This window comes from Candidatus Kryptonium thompsonii (assembly GCF_001535985.1).
GTDB classification, from domain to species: Bacteria; Bacteroidota; Ignavibacteria; order Kryptoniales; family Kryptoniaceae; genus Kryptonium; species Kryptonium thompsonii.
In genome coordinates this window covers 17,818-39,677 of sequence record NZ_CZVS01000086.1, presented here as the reverse complement: position 1 = coordinate 39,677, position 21,860 = coordinate 17,818, and the positions used below count along the sequence as shown (strand labels likewise).

The 21,860-nt window shown below is 37.0% G+C and carries 14 protein-coding genes, 1 tRNA gene and 1 pseudogene; 12 read left to right on the top strand and 4 right to left on the bottom strand.

Features of this window, described 5'->3' with window-relative positions:
• The first annotated feature begins 136 nt into the window (after positions 1 to 136).
• The 12 genes from AWW78_RS10215 to AWW78_RS10160 all read left to right on the top strand — a co-directional run bounded on the left by AWW78_RS10215 (position 137) and on the right by AWW78_RS10160 (position 16,980).
• Positions 137 to 2,632: a glycoside hydrolase family 2 TIM barrel-domain containing protein gene (locus tag AWW78_RS10215; RefSeq protein ID WP_141653919.1), complete on the top strand. Its 2,496-nt coding sequence runs from the start codon at positions 137 to 139 to the stop codon at positions 2,630 to 2,632.
• A gap of 17 nt (positions 2,633 to 2,649) precedes the next feature.
• Positions 2,650 to 6,192, top strand: a complete 3,543-nt coding sequence (gene smc / locus AWW78_RS10210) for a chromosome segregation protein SMC (protein ID WP_047133632.1) — start codon at positions 2,650 to 2,652, stop codon at positions 6,190 to 6,192.
• 2 nt (positions 6,193 to 6,194) lie between these two features.
• On the top strand, positions 6,195 to 6,905 hold the full coding sequence (locus tag AWW78_RS10205; protein WP_047133631.1) for an MtnX-like HAD-IB family phosphatase: 711 nt from the start codon (positions 6,195 to 6,197) through the stop codon (positions 6,903 to 6,905).
• A gap of 26 nt (positions 6,906 to 6,931) precedes the next feature.
• Entirely contained in the window at positions 6,932 to 7,528 is a 597-nt protein-coding gene (locus AWW78_RS10200) for a methyltransferase family protein (protein ID WP_075426281.1), read from the top strand.
• Positions 7,529 to 7,532: 4 nt separating this feature from the next.
• Complete coding sequence (lpxB, locus tag AWW78_RS10195; RefSeq protein ID WP_047133630.1) at positions 7,533 to 8,678, top strand: lipid-A-disaccharide synthase; 1,146 nt, start codon at positions 7,533 to 7,535, stop codon at positions 8,676 to 8,678.
• An 11-nt stretch (positions 8,679 to 8,689) separates the two neighbouring features.
• Positions 8,690 to 9,739 carry a tetraacyldisaccharide 4'-kinase gene (gene lpxK / locus AWW78_RS10190; protein ID WP_075426280.1) on the top strand — a complete coding sequence of 350 codons (1,050 nt, stop codon included), beginning with the start codon at positions 8,690 to 8,692 and terminating at the stop codon, positions 9,737 to 9,739.
• Positions 9,740 to 10,399, top strand: a complete 660-nt coding sequence (locus AWW78_RS10185; RefSeq protein ID WP_047133629.1) for a gamma-glutamyl-gamma-aminobutyrate hydrolase family protein — start codon at positions 9,740 to 9,742, stop codon at positions 10,397 to 10,399.
• A 36-nt stretch (positions 10,400 to 10,435) separates the two neighbouring features.
• Positions 10,436 to 13,240 (top strand): pyruvate, phosphate dikinase, encoded by a 2,805-nt coding sequence (ppdK, locus tag AWW78_RS10180; protein WP_047133628.1) that lies wholly within the window; start codon positions 10,436 to 10,438, stop codon positions 13,238 to 13,240.
• A 60-nt stretch (positions 13,241 to 13,300) separates the two neighbouring features.
• The gene (queA, locus tag AWW78_RS10175; protein ID WP_047133627.1) at positions 13,301 to 14,341 is read left to right on the top strand and encodes a tRNA preQ1(34) S-adenosylmethionine ribosyltransferase-isomerase QueA; all 1,041 of its coding nucleotides are present in this window, start codon (positions 13,301 to 13,303) and stop codon (positions 14,339 to 14,341) included.
• A gap of 20 nt (positions 14,342 to 14,361) precedes the next feature.
• Positions 14,362 to 16,218 (top strand): APC family permease, encoded by a 1,857-nt coding sequence (locus AWW78_RS10170; RefSeq protein WP_047133626.1) that lies wholly within the window; start codon positions 14,362 to 14,364, stop codon positions 16,216 to 16,218.
• Positions 16,215 to 16,916, top strand: coding sequence for a 2-C-methyl-D-erythritol 4-phosphate cytidylyltransferase (gene ispD / locus AWW78_RS10165; RefSeq protein ID WP_047133644.1), 702 nt, complete (start codon positions 16,215 to 16,217; stop codon positions 16,914 to 16,916). The genes AWW78_RS10170 and ispD overlap by 4 nt, the downstream gene beginning before the upstream one ends.
• Positions 16,907 to 16,980 (top strand) — tRNA-Arg (locus AWW78_RS10160). The genes ispD and AWW78_RS10160 overlap by 10 nt, the downstream gene beginning before the upstream one ends.
• 17 nt (positions 16,981 to 16,997) lie before the next feature.
• Here the strand turns inward: AWW78_RS10160 and AWW78_RS10155 are convergent.
• The 4 genes and pseudogenes from AWW78_RS10155 to ftsH form a co-directional block, all read right to left on the bottom strand.
• On the bottom strand, positions 16,998 to 17,996 hold the full coding sequence (locus AWW78_RS10155; RefSeq protein WP_047133625.1) for a DUF4097 family beta strand repeat-containing protein: 999 nt from the start codon (positions 17,994 to 17,996) through the stop codon (positions 16,998 to 17,000).
• A 66-nt stretch (positions 17,997 to 18,062) separates the two neighbouring features.
• Entirely contained in the window at positions 18,063 to 19,133 is a 1,071-nt protein-coding gene (locus tag AWW78_RS10150; RefSeq protein ID WP_047133624.1) for a DUF4837 family protein, read from the bottom strand.
• Positions 19,134 to 19,145: 12 nt separating this feature from the next.
• On the bottom strand, positions 19,146 to 19,892 hold the full coding sequence (locus AWW78_RS10145) for a diacylglycerol/polyprenol kinase family protein (protein ID WP_234697315.1): 747 nt from the start codon (positions 19,890 to 19,892) through the stop codon (positions 19,146 to 19,148).
• A pseudogene (gene ftsH / locus AWW78_RS10140) lies at positions 19,846 to 21,823 on the bottom strand (ATP-dependent zinc metalloprotease FtsH). The gene AWW78_RS10145 and the pseudogene ftsH overlap by 47 nt, the downstream one beginning before the upstream one ends.
• Positions 21,824 to 21,860: the final 37 nt, after the last annotated feature.

The following is a 21,860-nucleotide window of genomic DNA, read 5'->3' as shown; positions in this document are numbered from 1 at the left end:
TTAATATAGAAACTTTATCAATTGGCACAACAAAATTTTGAGAGTTGATGTGAGAAAGGGTTGGTTTATTTTGTTCGTTTTATGCTTTTTAAGTTATAATTTAAAAGCATTTCAATACGGCGCTCAAAAATTTTTGATGAATGGTAACCCAACGCTTATAGGAATCGATGCTGGAATGTTTCAAGACACAAATACGAGATTTAAAATTGACCTGTCTGGAAAATGGCTCGCAAAAATTCAGGGAGATAAAAAATGGTTTGAAGTATTGGTTCCGTCCGCTTATGATTTCACGGGGAAGGTGACATTTAGAAAAAGTTTTAATCTTGCCGATACATTAGTTAACAATAAGACTATATTTCTCGTTGCATATGGAATAAACTACGAATGTCAAATTTTTATCAATGGGCAGTTCATCGCAAGACATTCAAGTGGCTATACATCTTTCGTCGTTCGGATTCCAGAGAGAGCGCTAAATGTCGGAGAAAATACTATTGAGATTCGCGTTAGCAATGAGCTTAATTCAAAGACAACGATTCCATTGCGACATCAAGTTTGGGCGTGGAGAAATTACGGCGGAATTTTCAGAGATATCTATATTCTTGTGACCCCTAAAGTTTGGGTTGATGATGTCAATGTTAAATATTCATTTACTTCAAATTTTTCAATTTTGAATGGGGAAGCTGAAGTTTATTTTTCTTCTGGTGAGATTTCAAAATTTTTTGAAAACAAGAATTTTGATGTCAAACTTCAGATATTCGAAAAGTTGGATGGAACTTTTGTCACCGAGACCGCTCCTGTTAGGTTTTTCATCGATGATTTCAGAAGCTTGAGGGTGAAGATTCCGTTTACAATTCTTAATCCGAAGTTGTGGTCCCCGGAATCACCGTCGCTTTACATTTTAAAGTTGGTTGTTACAAATCTTGGTAAGGTCGTTGATGAATTTATCGTTGTCACTGGATTTAGGGAGTTAAAAATCAGCGGTGGTGATATTTACTTAAACGGCCAAAGAATTATTCTGCGAGGGATTTCAAGACACGAAGATCATCCAAAGTTTGGGAATGCCCTAACTTATGAGGAAATGGAGAGGGACATAATTTTGATAAAGAACATGGGTGCTAATTCAATTCGGCTTGGGCATTATCCGGCGCATCCATATGTTTTGAACTTGTGCGATAGATATGGGCTTTTGGTTCTTGAGGAGATACCTGTGTGGAATGTTCCAGTGGATATTTTAACAACGGAAAGATTTATCTCGCTGGCTAAGGATTATATTTCGGAAATGATCAATAGAGATAAAAATCATCCAAGTATTTTAGCCTGGGGAATTGGAAACGAATTTGATTCCGCGGACAAAGAAGCGAGGAAATATGTTGCGGAAATGACAAAGTTTGCAAAATCAATCGATGATAGACCTGTTTATTATGCGTCCAGGATGATAAGGAATGATGTTTGTGTGGATTTAGTTGACATGGCTTGTGTAAATGTTTACATAGATAATCTTGAAAAGTTTTCCGAAAATGTGGAATATTGGAAGAAAAGATATGAGAACAAGCCGGTCATCATAACTGAGTATGGCAAGGCAGTTCAGATAGGTAATCGGAATGGTTATGCTGATCCGCTTTCATATGAGAGCCAAGCGAAATATATACTTGATAGATACAGAATAATTCAAGAAATGGATTTTGATGGTTCATTTGTTTGGATTTTTTCGGACTGGCGAGGGGAAAGACCAGTTATGACAATTCCTAATCCAGATCTTTATCTCTACACCATGGGAGTTGTCTCGTATAATAGGGAGAGGAGGCCATCTTATGAGGTTTTGAAAGCACTTTATACTGATGGGAAGATTCCAACCCTTGCAATCGGTGATTATTCAGAGGATATGCCTATTGTTTATCCCGTAGTTGGGATAATACTTTTGCTTTTTCTTTCTTACATTTATTATTCATATCGCTGGTTCAGAGAAAATTTCAATAGGGCGATATTTAGACCGTATAATTTCTTTGCTGATGTAAGGGATCAAAGTCAGATTTCATTTGGTCAAACAAGCATACTTGCTTTGATAATTTCAACGACGCTTGGTGCTTTCATCTCCGGCGTTCTCAATAGGTTAAAACAAAATGAATTTTTTGATTATATTTTGACACATTTAATTTTTGTTGACTGGTTAAAGGTGAAGCTAATTTCAATGATATGGTTTCCTTTTACATCGGTGATTTACTGTTCTTTGTTTTCATTTGTTTTGATTCTAATCTTGACCTTTATTGTGCAATTTTTCTCTATGTTTGTCACCGTTAGGGTGTTTTTAAATCACTCTTATTCTGTTGTTGTTTGGTCATTTCTTCCGGTTATATTTTTGATTCCGATTGATATGATTTTATATCGGGTGATAGGAAGTTTGGGCACGGGATTTATGATAGTTGGGTTTGGTTTGTTTATTGTTTTAATTTCATTAAGTAGGTTGATGAAGGGAATTTCGATAATTTACGAAGTAAGTCAATGGCGCGTTTCAATTTTTTCGCTTGTTTTAATTTTAATTTTGCTAACCGCACTTTCAATTTTTTACGACTATAAATTTTCAACTTTTGCATATTTGAGGTTTTTATCAAATATTTTGAATAGTGTAAAATAAAAGGGTGACCTGGGTAAATGTATCTTTCACGACTTGAAATATTTGGATTTAAATCATTTGCTCATAAAGTTGAGTTAAAATTCAACGGCGGGATAACAGTTATAGTTGGTCCAAATGGATGCGGTAAAACAAATATAGTTGATGCAATAAGATGGGTTCTCGGGGAGCAAAGGGCGAGCATTTTAAGGAGTGACAAGATGGAGGATGTTATTTTTAATGGGACAAGGAACAGAAAACCACTCGGAATGGCGGAGGTCTCTATCACGATAGAGAATACGAAGGGGATACTTCCAATGGAGTACGCTGAAGTTACAATAACAAGACGAATTTTCAGATCCGGTGAGAGCGAGTATTTTCTTAATAAAGTTCCGTGCAGATTGAAGGATATAATTGACCTATTTGCGGATACCGGGATGGGAGCAAATGCTTATTCGGTGATTGAACTAAAGATGATAGAATCGCTTTTAAGCGAGAAAGCGGAGGAGAGAAGAAAGCTTTTTGAAGAGGCGGCTGGCATAACTAAATATAAGCAAAGAAAGAAGGTAACTCTTAGAAAGATAGAAGATGTCAAAGGAGATCTTTCGAGGATAAATGACATAATTCGAGAAGTTCAGAAAAATGTTGCTTCTCTTGAAAGGCAAGCTAAAAAGGCGGAGAAGTACAATCAAATTTTTGAGGAATTGAAAAGTAAAGAAATTGAACTTTTGGAAAAAGAATTTTCTGAATTTCACAGAACCTTGATTTATCTTGAGGAAACATTGAATAGAGAGCGAAGTAAAAAAATAAGCGTTGGTGATGAACTTTCAAAGGGGGAGCAGATTCTTGAGGTGTTAAAGAATGAGCTTAAAACGATTGAGGAGCAGGTCGAGGAGATACATTTGAAAATTGAAACGAGCAATAGAGAATTAAGTTTAACGGAGCAGGAAATTGTTCTTTTGAAGGAAAGGAAGAAAATGCTTATGGAAAGAATTGAAAAAATGTCGCAGGATAAAGTTAATTCCCAACATCTGCTTTACGAGCTAAATCAAAAAGTCAACGAAAAGAGATTATTGTACGATGCCAATTTAATTGAAAAAGAAAAGGTAGGAAGTGAATTTAGTGAGAAGAAGAAAGAACTTGATGGGATATCGAAGAATCTTGATGAAAAGAGAATCTTTGTGAAGAATTTGAACGAGGCTTTGATTAATAAGATGAACGAAATTTCGCGCAAGAGAAGCGAAATCGAGAAAATCAAAGCGAGGGCGGAGAATCTCAGAGGGAAAGTTGATTTGTTAAATGATGAGCGAATGGCATATGAGAAAGAAATAAGTGAAGCCGAAATCGAGTTGAACACTTGCTTTGAAAAAAGAGCAACGCTTTTGAATGAACTAGCAAACGCTGAAAGGATATTCAACGAGATGGAAATTTTAAGAAAAAGCTTGGAAACTGAGATTGAAGAGTTGCAAAGGAAATCGTTTGAGATTCAAAATGAATATGAGAAGAAAATCTCGAAGATTGATTTTTTGAGAGAGTTGGTTGAAAAACATGTCGATTTGCCGGAGGGCGCTCAATTCCTTGTACAGAATTATAATTCAAATTTTAAAAGTGTTTCCGATGTGATTGAAGTTGAACCTGAATTTTCACTTGCCATTGAATCAGCGCTTGGGGAATCAGCTGGTTATTTGATCGTTGATACTGTTGAGGAGGCTGAAAAAGCCATTGATGTTTTAAAATCTCAAAATAAAAGCAAAGTTACATTTATTTGTCTTGATAAAATTCGCGAAAATTATGCTTCGAATTTGCCGGTTCGAGGTGACGGAATAATTGGTTGGGCGAATGAGATAGTTTCGTGTGAAAGGAAATTTAAAAAGGTGATAGATCTTCTGCTCGATGAATTTATAGTTGTGAAGGATAGAAGTTCGGCGTTTGAAGCTTTGAAAAATTATGGTAGTGTTAAGTGTGTAACGCTTGAGGGCGAGATCTTCACTGATGAAGGTTTAATTAAAGGTGGGAGCACAAATGGTTCATCCCAAAGTATCATTGGGAAGAGAAAACAAATTGAAACCCTTGAAAGGGAGGCAGAAAGACTTAAGAATGAGCTAAATCGCATTCAAAACGAGGTTGATAAAAAAATTCGAGAAATTGATGCTATAAATTTGAAAGAATTGTCCGATGTTGTGAAAAATATACAAGTCTCCGTCACTGAAGTTGAAAAGATAATAAATCAATTGGAATATAGAAAAACAAAGGCGCTGGAAAGCATTGCTAATATTGATAGGGAGAAAATCGAAATTGAAAAGGAAATGAGCACGCTTTCGGAGGTTTTGACATCTCTTGAGGGCGAAGTTGTGCTCCTTGAAAAGGAAAAAGAGAAAATTGAGTATGATCTTTCCATCGCAACTTCTGAGTTTGAGGCTCTTGAAAGGGAGTGGAGTTTAAAAGCGAAGTACTTGACCGAGCTCAATATCAATCTTGTTTCAATTGAAAATGAAGAGAAAAATCTTGAGTCGGAGATAAAACGGTTGGAGGATGAAATTGCAAGGGTTTCTTCAAAAATAAGTGAATATGATATTGAGATCGAAGAGGTGAAGCTTCAGATCGAGAATATCGAATCTAATCTTGTTGAGTTGAATGATAAACATAAAATGCTTGAGGAAGAAATTTCAATGCTTCGGGAAAGGTTAAAAGAGGTTCAATCTCAACACAGTGAAAAAGTAGCTGAAATTCAAAGCTTGGAAAGAAAAATTAGGGAGGAGAGAGCAAAGTATGAAGAATATATTAGCGCAACACATGATATTGAGATGAAGATAAACGAAATAAAATTGAGAATGCAAAATCTAAAAGAGAGGGCAAGGGAAGAATATCAGATTGAGCTTGAATATAAGGAATTTGAAAATTATAACATTGCGGTTTTAAAGGAGGAAGTTGAAAATTTAAAGGCGAAGTTGAAACTTCTTGGACCAGTGAATTTACTTGCTTTTAATGATTATCAAGAGGAAAAGAAAAGACTTGAATTTTTACTATCGCAGAGGGAAGATTTACTTGAATCCGAGAAGACGCTGAAAGAAACAATTGAGGAGATAAACACGACTGCGGAGAGAAAGTTTCTTGAGACATTTGAGAAGATAAGAGAAAATTTCAAAAAGACATTTGAGACGCTTTTTGGACCTGAGAGTGAAGCGGATTTAAGGCTCCTTCCTGATGAAGATGGGAGAATCGATCCGCTTGAATCAAAAATAGAGATAATGGCAAAGCCGAAGGGTAAGAGGTTGCAATCAATTGACCTTTTATCAGCTGGTGAAAAGACATTAACTGCTATAGCACTTTTGTTTGCTATTTACCTTGTTAAACCAAGTCCATTCTGTGTTCTTGATGAGGTTGATGCGCCACTTGATGACGCAAACATTGATAGGTTTATAAATCTTTTAAAAGTCTTTTCTAAAGACACACAGTTTATCATAGTTACGCATAATAAAAAGACAATGGAGGCAGCTGATACATATTACGGTGTGACAATGGAAGAAGAAGGGGTTTCCAAAATAGTATCGGTCAGATTTAAACAAGGAGTTGAGCAGGGTTGAGTATGAACATCAAAGTCTTTTGCGATTTTGACGGGACTATAACAAAAAACGATGTTGGGGATTTATTTTTCGAGACATTTGGAGATAAAGAGTATTATTTGGAGCTTGTTAAGAAATGGCGTGATTATGAGATTTCTTCTATTGAAATGTGGGAAAGGGCTGTAGAGAGAGTCAGAGTTAATAAGGAAGAGGCTGAAAAGTTAATGCTCTCGCAGGAGATTGATCCTTATTTTGTTGAGTTTGTGAAATGGGCGAAGGGAAAGGGGATTGAGATTTTTATTTTAAGCGATGGATTTGATTTTTACATAAGGAGAATTCTTGAAAAATATAATTTATCCGATGTTAAGTTCTTCTCTAACAGGTTATGGGTTGAGGACGGGAGAGTAAATCTTGCTTTTCCTTATCCTGATTCAGTTTGCCGTATTTGTGGCAATTGTAAACGAAACCATATGTTGACGCTTTCAGGGGATGAAGATATAATTGTTTATATTGGCGATGGATATTCGGATAGATGTCCTGTGGAGTATGCTGATGTTGTCTTTGGAAAGAAAGAGTTGTTGAAATATTGCAGAGCCAAAAACATTCCTGTTTATGAGTTTGAAACATTTAAGGATGTGATGGAGCAGTTTGAGAGGTTTTTGAGCGGTCGAAAGAAACTGCGCAAGAGGTGGCAGGCGGAGTTAAAACGGAGAGAGGTTTTTACAAGGGAATAATTTTTAAATAAAAGGGTTAATCTACAGTGAGCTCTGACTTCAGACAGAAGATTTTTTCCTACAGAAGTTATACCCCAATTCCATTCCTGATCGTCATGGTCATTTTTGCAAATCCAACTTTGTTAAGTTTAGTGGTTGGTTTTATCATTGCTTTGGTGGGTGAATTGATAAGAATTTGGGGAGTTGGATATGCTGGATCTGAAACGAGGACGACAGGTCCAGTTGGTGGGAGTAAACTTGTTACGAATGGACCTTATGCTTATGTTCGTAATCCGCTTTACATTGGGAATATGCTAATTTATCTCGGCTTTGGTGTTATGTCGATGGCTCTTTTTCCATATTTTCAAATTGCTGGTTTAGTTTATTTTTTTATTCAATACTATTTAATCGTAACGCTTGAGGAAGAGTATTTGAGCAAAACATTTGCCGATGAATACGAGCGATATTTCAATAATGTTCCAAGGTTTATACCGAGATTAAAAAAATATGAGTTTGCTGGAAATTTAAAGTTTGATTTAAAGGAAGCATTGAGATCGGAGCGAAGAACCTTACAAGCATTCTTCGGCGTCACATTTTTAAATGTTTTTATTTTTCTCTTAAAAAATAACCTTTCAACTTCGTAAAGTCATGAAGAGATTGATGGTAGTGACCGGCGAAGCTTCGGGTGATTTGCACGCTGGTAAGGTTGCCTGTGCGATTAAAAAAATTAACCCTGAGTTTGAAATTTTCGGAGTCGGTGGGGAAAAGATGCGAAAATGTGGGGTTGAGATAATTTATGATATCTCGGCGATATCCTTCATTGGTTTTGTCGATGTGCTCAAAAATTTAAAAAAAATTATACATTTTGAAAATTTATGCAAAGACGCATTGTTAAGTCGTAAACCTGATGCTGTTTTGCTTGTTGATTACCCAGGTTTTAATTTAAGATTTGCTAAGTTTGCCAAGGAAAATGGATTTAAGGTTTTTTATTATATTGCTCCACAAGTTTGGGCGTGGGGAAGGGGAAGGGTTAACATTTTGAGAAATTATGTCGATGAACTCTTTGTTATATTTAGGTTTGAGGAGGAATTTTTCAGAAGATATAAAGTTAAGGCTGAGTTTGTTGGGCATCCACTTCTTGAGGATTTGAAAGAGGTGGAATTTTTAAAAGCCGAAGATTTTTTTGATAAGTATGAAATTGAAAAGAAAAAAATTGTTTCATTTTTTCCGGGGAGCAGAACCCATGAGGTAAGGATGATGCTCGAAACAATGATGGATGCCGCTGAGGTAATAAAAAATTTTGATGTTGAGGTTATCTTTAGCAAAGCGAGATCAGTTAATGAATCCGAAATAAGAAAGATTGTTGGGGAAAGATTTGATAAGTTTAAATTTGTTGAAGACTCTCATTTGCTTTTAAAGTTTTCTCACATTGCTATTGTTAAAAGTGGAACAACATCGCTTGAGGCTGGAATACTTGGCATACCTATGATTGTGTGCTATAAAACTTCGTTTTTAAACTATATCATTGGTAAAACCCTTATTAAGACAGATGTAATTGAAAGTATCGCCCTTCCAAACATAGTGCTTAACAGAAAGGTTGTCCCTGAATTAATTCAGAATGATTTCACGAAGGAAAAAATTTTAAGTGAGGTTGAAAGATATCTCTTGGATGAGAATTTGTATCAGAGTGTGAGAAATGAACTTTTAAAAATCAAGCAACTGCTTGCTCTTGAAACCGACGGCAGGACGGCTTCTGAGATCGTTGCCGAAAGGATTATCTCAAAATTGTGTTGAGTTTAGTGTTTATGAACAGAACTTTTTTTAAAGCGTGGCGAAATTTAAGGTATTTTTTATTTCCCCTTTCGCTTTTTTATGGATTGGCGGTTGTAATTAGAAATTTATTTTATGAATGGGGAATTTTTAAGGTTAAAAAACTTCCACGACCTGTTGTTTCAGTTGGAAATATAATGGCTGGGGGAACAGGTAAAACTCCAATGGTTGAGTGGATTGGACGATATTTTTCTTCCCTTGGGAAAAGAGTTGCGATTTTAAGTCGTGGATACAAAAGGAGAACCAAGGGCTTTGTTCTTGTAACGGATGGAGTAAAGATTTTTGCAAATCCAGATGAGTGTGGTGATGAGCCATTTCAGATGGCTTTGAAATCAATTGAAGAGAAGCTGGGTTGGATTGTTGCGGTTTGCGAAGATAGATATTCTGCTGGGTTAAAAATTCTTGAAAAGTTTGAAGTTGATGTTTTTTTACTTGATGATGGTTTCCAAAGGAGAGATTTATATAGGGATGTTGATATCGTGATTATTTCAGGTGATGAACTTGGGGAGTTTTTAATTCCAGCTGGATTAAAACGAGAGCCATTTTCTTCGCTGAAAAGGGCGGATGTAGTATGTGTTTGGGGTGATATCGGAAAAGCAGATAAGTGTAAGCGCTATCTCGACGGAAATAAAGTAATAGCGAATTTTGACTATGAGCTTCTTGAAATACGGAAATTTTTTGATTATATTTTAAGCAAAGAAGAGTTTGAAGGTAAGAAAATAATAGCTTTTTCAGGTATCGGAAAACATATAAAATTTATAAAACTATTGAAAGACAATAATTTTATAATCGAAAAAGATTTTGAGTTTCCCGATCACTACAGGTATAATTGGCGGGATATTGAGAAGTTGATCAACATCTTGGAAACGACAAAAGCGGAGTTTATCATCACAACTGAAAAGGATTATGCGAGGTTATTCAATGTGAAGGAGTTGGAAAAATTTCCTTTTTTTTATGCGAGGATTCAAGTGAAATTTTTAAATGGGGAGGAAAGTTTAAAACAAAAGCTTTTAGGGTTGATTTAAATGATAAAGGTAGGGGTTTCTTATTGCGATAGCAAGCTTGAAAATTATATCAACTGGTTGAAAATGGCGCCTGTTGAAGTTGAGCCAGTAGTTTTGTCATATAAAGAACTTAACGCTGGGGAATTGAAGAAGTGTGATGCTCTTTTGCTTACAGGTGGCGATGATGTTCATCCAGAGTTTTACGGTGAGCCAGAAAGAGAGGGTGATAAGTATAATCGTGAGAGGGATTGGTTTGAGTTTAAACTACTTGACATTGCTTTTTCTAAGAATTTGCCAATTCTTGGGATTTGTAGGGGATTACAGTTGACAAATGTTTATTTGCGTGGGAGTTTGATTTTTGATATTCAGACGGTCGTTGGAACGAACCATCGTAAAGATGAAAACACTGGGGAAGACAGATTGCATGATGTTTTTGTTTTTGAAGACTCGAAGTTATTTAAAATTGTAGGAGAGAAAGGGGGAATTGTAAACAGCAGTCATCATCAGTCGGCAGATAGGGTCGGTGAAAACTTGCGTATAAATGCAAAGTGTAGCGATGGTGTGATTGAAGGGCTTGAGTGGGCTGGGGATGATAGATTTGTTTTGCTTGTACAATGGCATCCTGAGAGGATGAAAGATTCCCGAAGCATTTTTCAAAAAATTTGCTTGATGCATTTATAAATTCGATAATTCAAAAATAAACTTGGAGTTAGCACAATGGCAAAAAAATATGTTTATTTTTTTGGTGGCGGTAAGGCTGAGGGAACGGCTGAGATGAAGAAACTTCTTGGGGGTAAAGGTGCAAATCTTGCTGAGATGACAAACATTGGTTTGCCTGTGCCACCTGGGTTTACAATTACGACGGAAGTTTGCAGTTATTATTACAAGCATAATCAAACATATCCAAAGGGCCTTGAGGAACAAGTTAAAAAAGCACTTGCAAAGGTTGAAAAACTTGTTGGGAGAAAATTTGGTGATCCTAAAAATCCACTTCTTGTTTCTGTCAGATCAGGAGCTCCAGTTTCAATGCCTGGGATGATGGATACGATTTTAAATCTTGGATTAAATGACGAAACTGTTAAGGGTTTGATTGAGCAAACGCGCAATGAAAGATTTGCATGGGATGCGTATAGAAGATTTGTTCAAATGTATGGTGATGTTGTTCTTGGTTTGAAGCCTGAAACCAAAGAAGAAAGAGACCCATTTGAGGTTTTGATTGAGGAGAAAAAGAAAGCCAAAGGTGTGGAGCATGATATTGATCTTACCGCAGATGATTTGAAAGAGCTTGTTTATGAGTTTAAAGATTTGATAAAGAAAAAAAGAGGAGTTGAATTTCCAGAAGACCCGTGGGAACAATTATGGGGAGCAATCGGTGCTGTTTTCAGATCATGGATGAATCCAAGGGCTATTGCTTATAGAAAAATTTATAACATCTCGGATGATATGGGTACAGCTGTAAATGTTCAAACGATGGTTTTTGGAAATATGGGTGATGATTCTGGGACAGGAGTTGCGTTTACGAGAAATCCCGCTACAGGTGAGAATGAGTTTTATGGTGAATTTTTGATGAATGCCCAGGGTGAGGATGTAGTCGCGGGGATAAGAACACCACTTCCGATTTCAAAATTGAAAGAAGTTATGCCGCATGTTTATGAACAACTTCTCGAGGTAAGGAAAATTCTCGAGAGTAGGTTAAAAGATATGCAAGATATTGAGTTTACAATAGAGCGTGGAAAACTTTACATGTTGCAAACGCGTGCTGGAAAGAGAACGGGGTTTGCTGCGATAAGAATAGCAGTTGATATGGTTGAGGAAGGGTTGATAACGAAAGAGGAGGCTTTGTTGAGAATAGAGCCAGATGCCTTGAATCATCTTTTAAGGCCAATTTTTGATGCCGTTGAAAAGGAATCAGCAATTAAGAATGGGCGTTTGCTTGCAAAGGGATTGCCAGCAGGTCCGGGTGCTGCGACTGGTAGAGTTGTTTTTCATTCCGAAGACGCCGAAGAATGGGCAAGGCGTGGTGAAAAGGTTATCTTAACAAGAATAGAAACTTCGCCGGACGATATAAGAGGCATGTACGCTGCTGAAGGTATATTAACATCGCGTGGTGGCATGACATCACACGCAGCACTTGTTGCAAGGCAAATGGGGAAGGTTTGCGTTGTTGGGTGCGGAGCTCTTGATATTGATTATGTTAAGAAAGAGATAAGAGTTAATGGTCAGGTTATAAAAGAAGGGGATTACATTTCAATCGATGGTTCAACGGGTGAAGTTATACTTGGGAAAATAACCACAAAGCCAAGTGAAGTTTTACAGGTTCTTGTTGAGAAGACACTTGACCCTGAGAAAGCCCCTGTTTATAAACAATTTGAAAAGCTAATGAAATGGGCTGATGAAGTAAGAAGGTTGAGGATCAGAACTAATGCTGATCTTCCAAAACAAGCAGAGGTTGCGGTTGCATTTGGGGCTGAAGGAATTGGATTGACAAGAACTGAACATATGTTCTTTGAGGGGGATAGAATCATCTCAATGAGAAAAATGATACTTGCAGATACAAAGGAAGAAAGAGAGGCAGCTTTAAATGAACTTTTGCCTTTGCAGAGGGCTGACTTTTACGGGATTTTTAAGGTTATGGGTGATAGGCCAGTGACGATAAGGACGCTTGATCCACCACTGCATGAATTTTTACCACATACAGATGAAGAAATAAAAGAATTTTCTGAGAAGACGGGAATACCAGAAGAAAAAATTCGAAGGAAAATTGCTGAGCTTAAGGAATTCAACCCGATGCTTGGTTTTAGAGGTTGCCGACTTGGAATTGTCTATCCAGAGATTACGGCGATGCAAACGAGAGCTATTATAGAGGCAGCCTGTGATGCAGCCAAAGAGGGAATAAAAGTCAAACCAGAGATAATGATACCACTTGTTGGTCATGTGAATGAGCTTAAAAATCAAGAGAAGATCGTTCGTGAAGTCGCTGAAAAGGTTATGGAAGAAAAGGGTGTTAAAGTTGAATATTCGGTTGGTACGATGATCGAGGTTCCAAGGGCAGCTATAACTGCGGATGAAATAGCAACCGTTGCTGAGTTCTTCTCATTTGGGACAAACGATTTAACGCAGATGGGTATGGGACTTTCAAGGGATGACTATGAAAAATTCATTTATAAATATCTTGACTTCGGAATTTACGATAAGGACCCATTCCAGACGATTGATGTAAAAGGAATTGGAGAATTGATGCGAATTGGAGTTGAAAAAGGTCGCTCGGTAAGACCAAACTTGAAGATTGGAATTTGTGGAGAGCACGGTGGTGATCCCGCGACGATTGAGTTTTGCCATAGGATTGGACTTGATTATGTAAGTTGTTCACCATATCGTGTTCCTATAGCGCGACTTGCTGCTGCAAGAGCTGCGTTACTTTATGATGGGATTAAGAAAGTATCGGTGAAGAAGACAAATAAGAAAGCTGTGAGCAAGGTTAAACAAAGATCCAAAGGAAAGGCTAAAGTTAAAGCAAAGTAAAAAATTGGCGGGGGAGTTTACCCCCGCTTTTAAATTTAAAAATTTAAGCTTTAGAGTATCATGAAACTTTCAGAATTTAACTATCAGCTTCCGAAGCATTTGATTGCGAAATATCCAGTTGAGCCAAGAGATAGTGCAAGGTTGCTTGTTGTCGACAGGAAGACGAAAACATTTGAGGATAAGGTTTTCACTGATATAATTGATTACCTTGAGGAAGGAGACTCTCTCGTTGTGAACAAAACTAAGGTTTTTCCAGCAAAATTAATTGGGCGAAAGGAAAAGACAGGTGCAAAAATTGAGATACTTTTGCTTCGGGAGTTAAATCCTGAGGAGCATTTATGGGATGTTCTTGTTGAGCCAGCTCGAAAAGTTAGAATCGGAAACAAAATTTATTTTGGTGATAATAACGAAGTGTATTGTGAGGTCATTGATAATACAACTTCGCGCGGGAGGACATTAAAGTTTCATTATGAAGGTGATTTCTTTAAGTTTGTGGAGAAGTACGGTTTAGTTCCGCTCCCACCTTATATAAAAAGACAGCCAGAGGAAGGCGACAAAGAATGGTATCAAACTGTATATGCTGAGGTTATCGGCTCGGTTGCAGCTCCGACGGCGGGATTACATTTTACAACGAGATTGCTTAAGAGAATTGAGAAAAAAGGAGTTAAAATTGTCCCAATTGTCCTTCATATTGGGATTGGAACATTTAGAAAAATTGAGGTTGAAGATTTAAGCAAACATAGGATGGATTCAGAATACTTTGAAATTTCGCCTGAAAGTGCTCGCATGATAAATGAAACAATTGATAAAAGAAAAAGCGTAGTTGCTGTTGGAACAAGCGTTGTTAGAGCCCTTGAGTCAAGTGTAACCGCTGATGGTCATGTTAAACCTTATAAAGGATGGACCGACAAGTTTATTTATCCACCCTATGATTTTAAGATCGTTAATAAACTTATAACCAACTTTCATATGCCTGAATCAACGCCGCTTATTCTTACTGCTGCATTTGCAGGGCTTGATCTTTTAATGCAGGCGTATAAACATGCCATCAAAAGTGGATATAGATTTTTGAGCTATGGGGATGCAATGCTTATAGTCTAAAACTAACCTTTCACCCTCCAATGAGAACCTTTGTTTTTATTGTTATAAATCTTTTGATCTTTTTTGTTTTCGTTAACCTTGTTAAAAAGAAGAATTTATTAAGTTATTTCGACTCGGGGCGTTGGTGGATAACATGGTTTGCCGTTGCTATTATAACTTTGATGGATGAGCTTACATCTATTTATTATGCTCCTTTTGAGGCGTACAGATTTATTGGTATAAAGGCGATTGTTTATATTGCCCTTACTTCTCTTTTCATTCGTTTTCTTTCAACTCGAATGGTCGAAATAGCGGAAATTCTTGAAGTTCATGGTATAAAAGGTGGCGGGGTTTATTCATTCTCGTATCTTGTCCTTGGTCCGACAATTTCTTTCATAGCGGTTGCTTCAATACTTGTTGTGTATATCTTAACAGCTTCGATCTCAACTGTAAGCGCTGTTGAAAACGGCCTTGCATTTATATTGATTCCATCTCATTTAAAATTTTTATTGAAAATTCTTGTCGTTTGGTTTATAGCTGGTCTTAACATACTTGGTATAAGGGAAAACGCAAAATTTACATTTGCAATTTTTATTTTCGCTTCATTCGTGCTTTTAAATTTAGTTGCTGGAGCCATTTTGGACTTTGAGCAATCTTCGTTGGTGAAAGTTGAAGAATCATTTTCTCTTTTTCTTTCTGATATCAATGAAGCTTCAATTTTTAAATCTTATGCGAATCTCGTCACTGGGATAGGGAGCTGTATCCTTGCATATTCTGGAATTGAATCAGTTCTTCAAACCGCATCACTTGTTAAGAGCTGGCACGATATAAGAAAAGCCTACATTTTTCTTGCTCTCACCGTTGGGATAGTGACTCCACTTATTGCTCTCTTTGCTCTTTCATCAAATATTGATCTTGAAAAACATGAGACCGATTTAATCCCAACTTTTGCAGAGAGGGTTAATGGTTATTGGTTTGGAATAATTGTTAGTGCCCTTGCGAGCATAACATTGATAATGGCTGTTAATACTGCGATGGTTGCTTCTTCGGAGTTAATAGAGAAAATATGCGAGAGATATAATTTCCCATGGATGATGAAATTAAATCGTCGGGGCTCACTTTACAGAATACATATTTTTAATGCGATCTTTTATTCAGTTATACTTTTTATAACAAGTGGAAGCCAAGCTATGCTTGCTGAGATGTATGCGGTTGGACTTGTCGCAAGCTTTTCAATTAACATTGGCTCACTTGTTATTTATCGTTATCGCATGGGAACGAAAGAAATAACATATCACACATCAAGAACAGGTACTTTGCTTCTTTTCATTGTGACATTTAGCATCTTCGTTTACATAGTTTTGAATCGCATTTATGGTGCGCTGCTCTGGCTTTTTATGACTCTATTCTTTTTGTTTGCTGGGTTTAGAATTTCGAGATTTAGAGCCCCAGAAATTCCAATAAGACGGATTACCGATAGCCCCATGGATGTAGTGTTTGCAATTGCGGAGACTGAATCTGATGAAGTCCATATACATTTCAAGAGGCCTAAAGAGGATATTGAAAATGTGAATAAAGACGCAATTTATGTCAGTTTTTACTCGCCACGTCTTGATAAGCCCGAAAGAATCTCTTCAAGGCATTTTTGGATTTCAATCCAGCCGAGGATGAGTTTGTTTGATATGATGGTTGGTTTGCTTAACACAATAAAGTATGAGGTTCCGCCTGAGAAGAAAATTCATATTCATTTCGGTTGGCCACTTTCGTCATGGATTGATAGGTTATCAACTGGGGTAATGGTTTATAACATCATAAATTTGCCAAAAAAGTTTCCAGATTTTATCTTTCATATTGACTACATCGCCGAAAACGAGAAACAAAAAGAGAATAAAGATTGAAGGTAACTGCGATAATCCCAGCTGGAGGGTATGGTAAAAGGATAAATGCTGGGATACATAAACAGTTGATAGAGATATCTGGCAAGCCGATTTTAATTCATACGCTTGAGAAATTTCAAAACTGTAGTTGTATAGATGCGATAATCATAGCAACGGCACCTGAGATTTTGCTTGAGGTTGAAAATATGGTTAAAAAATTTAACATAACTAAAGTTGTTGAGGTTACGATTGGTGGTAATGAAAGACAGGATTCGGTTTATAACGCCTTACAAATGATGGTTTATCATCATACTGAAATCGTCGTCGTTCATGATGCAGTAAGACCTTTCATAACCTGTGAAAAAATTTGCGAAGTAATTTCAGCGTGTAAAGAAACAGGAGCAGCGGTTCTTGCAGTTCGCCCCAAGGAGACAGTTAAGCTTGGTGGAGAAAACGGTTTTGTTGAAAAAACGCTTGATAGAAATTCTTTGTGGCTTGTTCAAACGCCACAGGCGTTTTATTATACAATTTTACAGCAGGCATACAAAAAAGCTTATACGGATTCTTTTTATGCAACGGATGATTCAGCCCTTGTTGAACGGCTCGGTATCAAAGTGAAGGTTGTTGAAGGTTTATACGAAAACATAAAGATAACCACGCCTGAGGATATTGAGTTTGCAAGATTGATTTTTGAAAGAAATAAAACTACGCGCCTGTAGCTCAATTGGACAGAGCAGCGGACTTCGGATCCGCGGGTTGGGGGTTCGAGTCCCTCCAGGCGCGCTAATTTTTCTTGTATTCTAAATCTCAAGCTCTCTTGAAATTAGTTCTACATCTCCTCCAGATGTCAATGCTTCAATAATTACACCTGAATTTGGCTTCCCAATCCAACCTTTTAGTTCAGAATGCGTTTTTGTTTCGATATTTATTGGAAAATCAATCTTTATATCTCCGCCTGAGGTTTTGAAATCGACATAAGCATTCAGGTTTGAAGGAGCATAAATTTTTATATCCCCGCCCGCTGAGGATAATCTCGTTGTTCCTGACGGTTTTAAAAAATCAACTTTTATATCGCCTCCAGCTGAAGATGCGGTGACATGACCAGATAATTTATTTACAGTGATATCACCGCCTGATGATTTCAACTCAAGCGACCCCTGATAATCGTTGATAAAGATATCGCCACCGGATGTTTTTATCTCAGCCGAGTTAGCGCAATTTTTAAGTCTTATATCACCCCCTGCTGAAGAGGCGTAGATCGGTCCATTAATGCCTTCTCCATAAATATCCCCACCTGATGAGTAAATATCAAAGTCGGCATCAATATTTGAAGCCTTGACATCTCCTCCCGAAGCTTTAATATTCACAGTGGATAATTTTTTAGGTACATTTACAACAAGCCTCGCAGACTCATACCACTCTCGGTTAAAGAAGTCAAAGAGATCGGTGAAATCGAACCATCTGATTTTTTTCTTTCTTTTGACTTTAATCGTTAGGCTCTTTTCGTTTTCTTCAAATGAAATATTAAATTCTTTCAACTTTTCCTCTAAGCCCTTGACATAAAAATCGACATCAATTCTGTCCTCTTCATGCGATTGAATTAGTACATCCGCAACCTCAGATTCGATATAAAGATTTAAATCCGGGCTTGCCTTGAACGATTTTGAAATTTTTAGCTCATCAACCGTATCTAAATCATATTCAGTTGTTATTTCTTTCGTTTTCATGTTGGAGCAGAGAAGCAAACCGCCAGCAAATGCTAAACCAGTGAAGATAAAAATTAAAAATTTCGTTTTCATCAATGATTTTAGCTTTTTTGTTTTTCTGTAGATGTAATACGGGGGATTTGAATTAAATGTTACAGATTATCCTTTTATTTCGCTGGCGGTTTTAAAAGTGTGTAGGATGGCATCTATTTGAATAATGAGTTTTTTCTTCTCGTATCGGGGTGCGAAAATTGAGCCATCGAGGAAGTAAATTCTCTTTTGAGTTGAATCGTAAAAAACATAAGAAATGAACGGACCTCCACCTGTGAAGTCGTTGAATCTCCACAGACCTTGAACTCTTATAGCATATCTACCATTGAAATTCACTGGGAAGAAGTAAAGGTATTTTATGCTCTCGGGATCATCTGCAATCACAACCCATGCATCATCTCGTGTTGTTCTGTAAAATTTTTTTGTTATTTCATTTCTTTTATTTGCTATCCATACTTGATTGAAGAATTTATACGGATCATAAACAGAGTCGATCCAGTGAACAAAGATAAATCTTTCCATGTCTTCTGGTGTTCTTCTTCTTAACCAGACAAATTTTTCTTGGGCTGAATCTTTAGCGATGTAATAATCGTGCTGTACAAAAATTTTCCAGTTGTATTTTTCGAGGAGATATTTCTCTATGTCTTTTTTATTGTGCCCTTCCGAGATTATTGCGTTCATTTCCCGTCTAAAAAATTCGTCTCTGAAGTAAATGTAAATTTCGTTTCTATCTTTTCTTAGATGCTTTAAAAGTGTTTCTTTATCCTTTGCTATAAGGATTAAAACAATTTGCCCTTTGCTCCATAAGTCATTTTTTATGAAGATGTAGGCTGAATCTTTTTGAACAAGTTCTTTTGAGGCGGGATCAAGCATGTTAAGTATATATAATCCTATATCGCTTTTATCGTCGAGCGTTGAAACGAACATCAAGTTCTTTCGATATTTGAGCTTATCTATGGAATAGATTTGAAATTCAGGTTTTATGGCAAATAAACTTTCCGGTTGCGGTGTATAAATCAGACGGTGGAACACAAATTTTAAATCTCGTTCGATTTGTGAATAAAGAAGTGAGTCAACATAGGTTATGATTTCTGTTTCATCGCCTGTTGCTTTGGGTTTTAATGTTGAGCATGAGATGATTAGAAGGGAGATAAAGAAAATAAGAAAGATTTTTCTCATGGTTGTAAGGATTTATTTTAAGAAGTATAGATCGAGATTCGGGTAAAAGATTGAATAAAGAATCCACATAGTTGCACCTATGCTTGCGGGAATTAAAAGATTATCGTCAACTTTGAGGTTGATTGATGCAGCTTCTATGATTCCACCAACTATTGCTGAAATCATTGTTATGACATATTCGCCGGGCAAATTTTGAACTTTTGGAGCTAACAAAACGACCGGGATTGATGCCAAGATAAAGGCAATTGTTCCTTCAAGTGATTTTTTGAAAAATTTATGCTTTCCAAATTTTCTGCCAAAGACAGCTGCGCTTGCATCAGAAAGTATTAGAATGGCAAAGGCATTTATAACGATAAATTTTGGGAATATTATGACGCAGACAAGCGCTGAGATGAAAACCCATGTCGCGCCGTTTAAATTTTTCATCTTATGGTCTCTTTCATGCTGACGAAGTATAAAGCCAAAAAATTTATAAAAGAGCTTTTGAATCGTTGGATTATAATATCTTGCTATATCAGCTGAGATGAAGGCAAGGGTTAAAAGAATTAAAATTTTTATGGCAAGATCACGCGGGGTAAAATAGTAAATCACAGGGATTAACATTGAGAACTGGTGTATCGCCTTGCGGATATATTCAGCTTTGTAATTTCTGTCTATGTTTTGATTAATGTCTATTAGTGATTCAGAGTAGTTTGGCGCTTCGAATTTCTCATTAATCTTTTGGTTTAGAATCTGCAGATACTCTTGAAGCTGTTTCATCTTGGCCATTAGCTTTCTTTTGTATGGGTGGCAGTTCTTCTCCTTTTATGACTTTATCTATTTCTTCTCCCGTTAGAGTTTCTCTTTCAAGAAGTGCATTTGCAAGGCGATGAAGTGCATCTATGTTATCCATCAAGATTTTCTCCGCCCTTTCCATACAGCTTGTGACAATTCTCTTAACTTCCTCATCGATTAGAACAGCGGTTTGTTCACTGTAATTTTGGTGTCTTGTTATTTCCTTGCCAAGAAAAATCTCTTCCTCTTTTGTCCCATATGTTAATGGTCCAAGTCGTTCACTCATTCCCCATTCGCATACCATTTTCCTGGCGATTGTCGTAGCTTTTTCAAGATCATCAGCAGCGCCTGTTGTGAGAGAATTGAAGACTATTTTTTCAGCTGCTCTTCCTCCAAGGGCGTAGGTTATCATTGCTTCAAGGTATTCTTTTGAGTAAGTATGTCTTTCATCTATAGGAAGATAGGTTGTGACGCCAAGGGCTCTGCCACGTGGAATTATTGTAACTTTGTGAACTGGGTCAGCTTCAGGTAACATTTTCGCGACAAGTACATGTCCAGATTCGTGATATGCTGTTATTCTTTTCTCGCGTTCGGATATTGCGATGTTCTTTCTTTGAATTCCCATCATCACTTTATCTTTGGCTTCTTCAAAGTCTTGCATTGTGACGAGATCATGATTTTTCCTTGCTGCAAGTAACGCAGCTTCGTTTACAAGGTTTGCAAGGTCAGCACCTGAAAACCCAGGGGTTGATTTTGCTATAACCTCAAGGTTTACATCCGGCGCAAGAGGTAGTCTTCTGGTGTGGACTTTTAAAATTTCGAGGCGTCCTCTTACATCTGGTCTATCAACAACAATTTGTCTATCAAATCTCCCTGGTCTTAGAAGTGCCGGATCAAGTATATCAGGTCTATTTGTTGCAGCGATTACAATTATTCCACTGTTTTCCTCAAATCCATCCATTTCAACAAGAAGTTGATTTAAGGTTTGCTCTCTTTCATCATGTCCTCCACCAAGTCCCGCACCTCTATGTCTTCCAACTGCATCAATTTCATCTATAAAAACAATGCATGGTGCAAGTTTTTTAGCTTGATCGAAAAGATCCCTTACTCTGCTTGCTCCAACACCAACGAACATTTCAACAAATTCAGCACCACTTATTGAGAGAAATGGCACTCCAGCTTCCCCGGCAACTGCTTTTGCGAGGAGTGTTTTACCAGTGCCTGGAGGTCCAAGCAATAGAACACCCTTTGGAATTTTACCTCCAAGCCGTTGAAACCTTGCAGGGTCTTTCAGAAATTCTATTATTTCTTTTAATTCTTCCTTTGCTTCATCAAAAACCTAATCATGCTTAAAAACCCGAAATCTTTAAGCATAGTTACTTTGTTACAATTCGGGCTCTGCTCTTTCCAAATGTAAAAATGTTTTTCGTGGTTGTTCCTTGCATTCGCCTCATTATCAAGAACCAAATGAAAATCAGCAAAACCCACGGAATTATACTTAAAAGAGCATTTAGCCATTGATCACTTTCCTTGACGAAATTAAACTTGATCCCTCTTCGTGTCCATTCATCTATGACTCTTGAATCAGAAGCATTGGGCAGGAACACAACGAACCTATCACTTCTAACTTTTTTACCATCGACCGTTACCATTTCTTCAGGTTCTTTAAGAACGCCATGAAAATCGAAATTATTTACATCGGTTTTCTTTACAATTGCTTCTTTAATTTTTCCAGCTTTCAAAAATTGCTGATACTGATCAAATGTAATCTCATATTCAAGTTTTTGGTTTCCTCTGAACCAAATCATAAGTGCGAAAACAGCCGAGATAATTATCAACCAGCTTAGAATGACTCTTGTCACCTTTCCCCAGTTGAAATCATCGTTATTGCCGTTGTTGAATTGAGGTTTTCTCATTTTTTTGTCGCTTTTACTGAATCTATTATCACCTGAA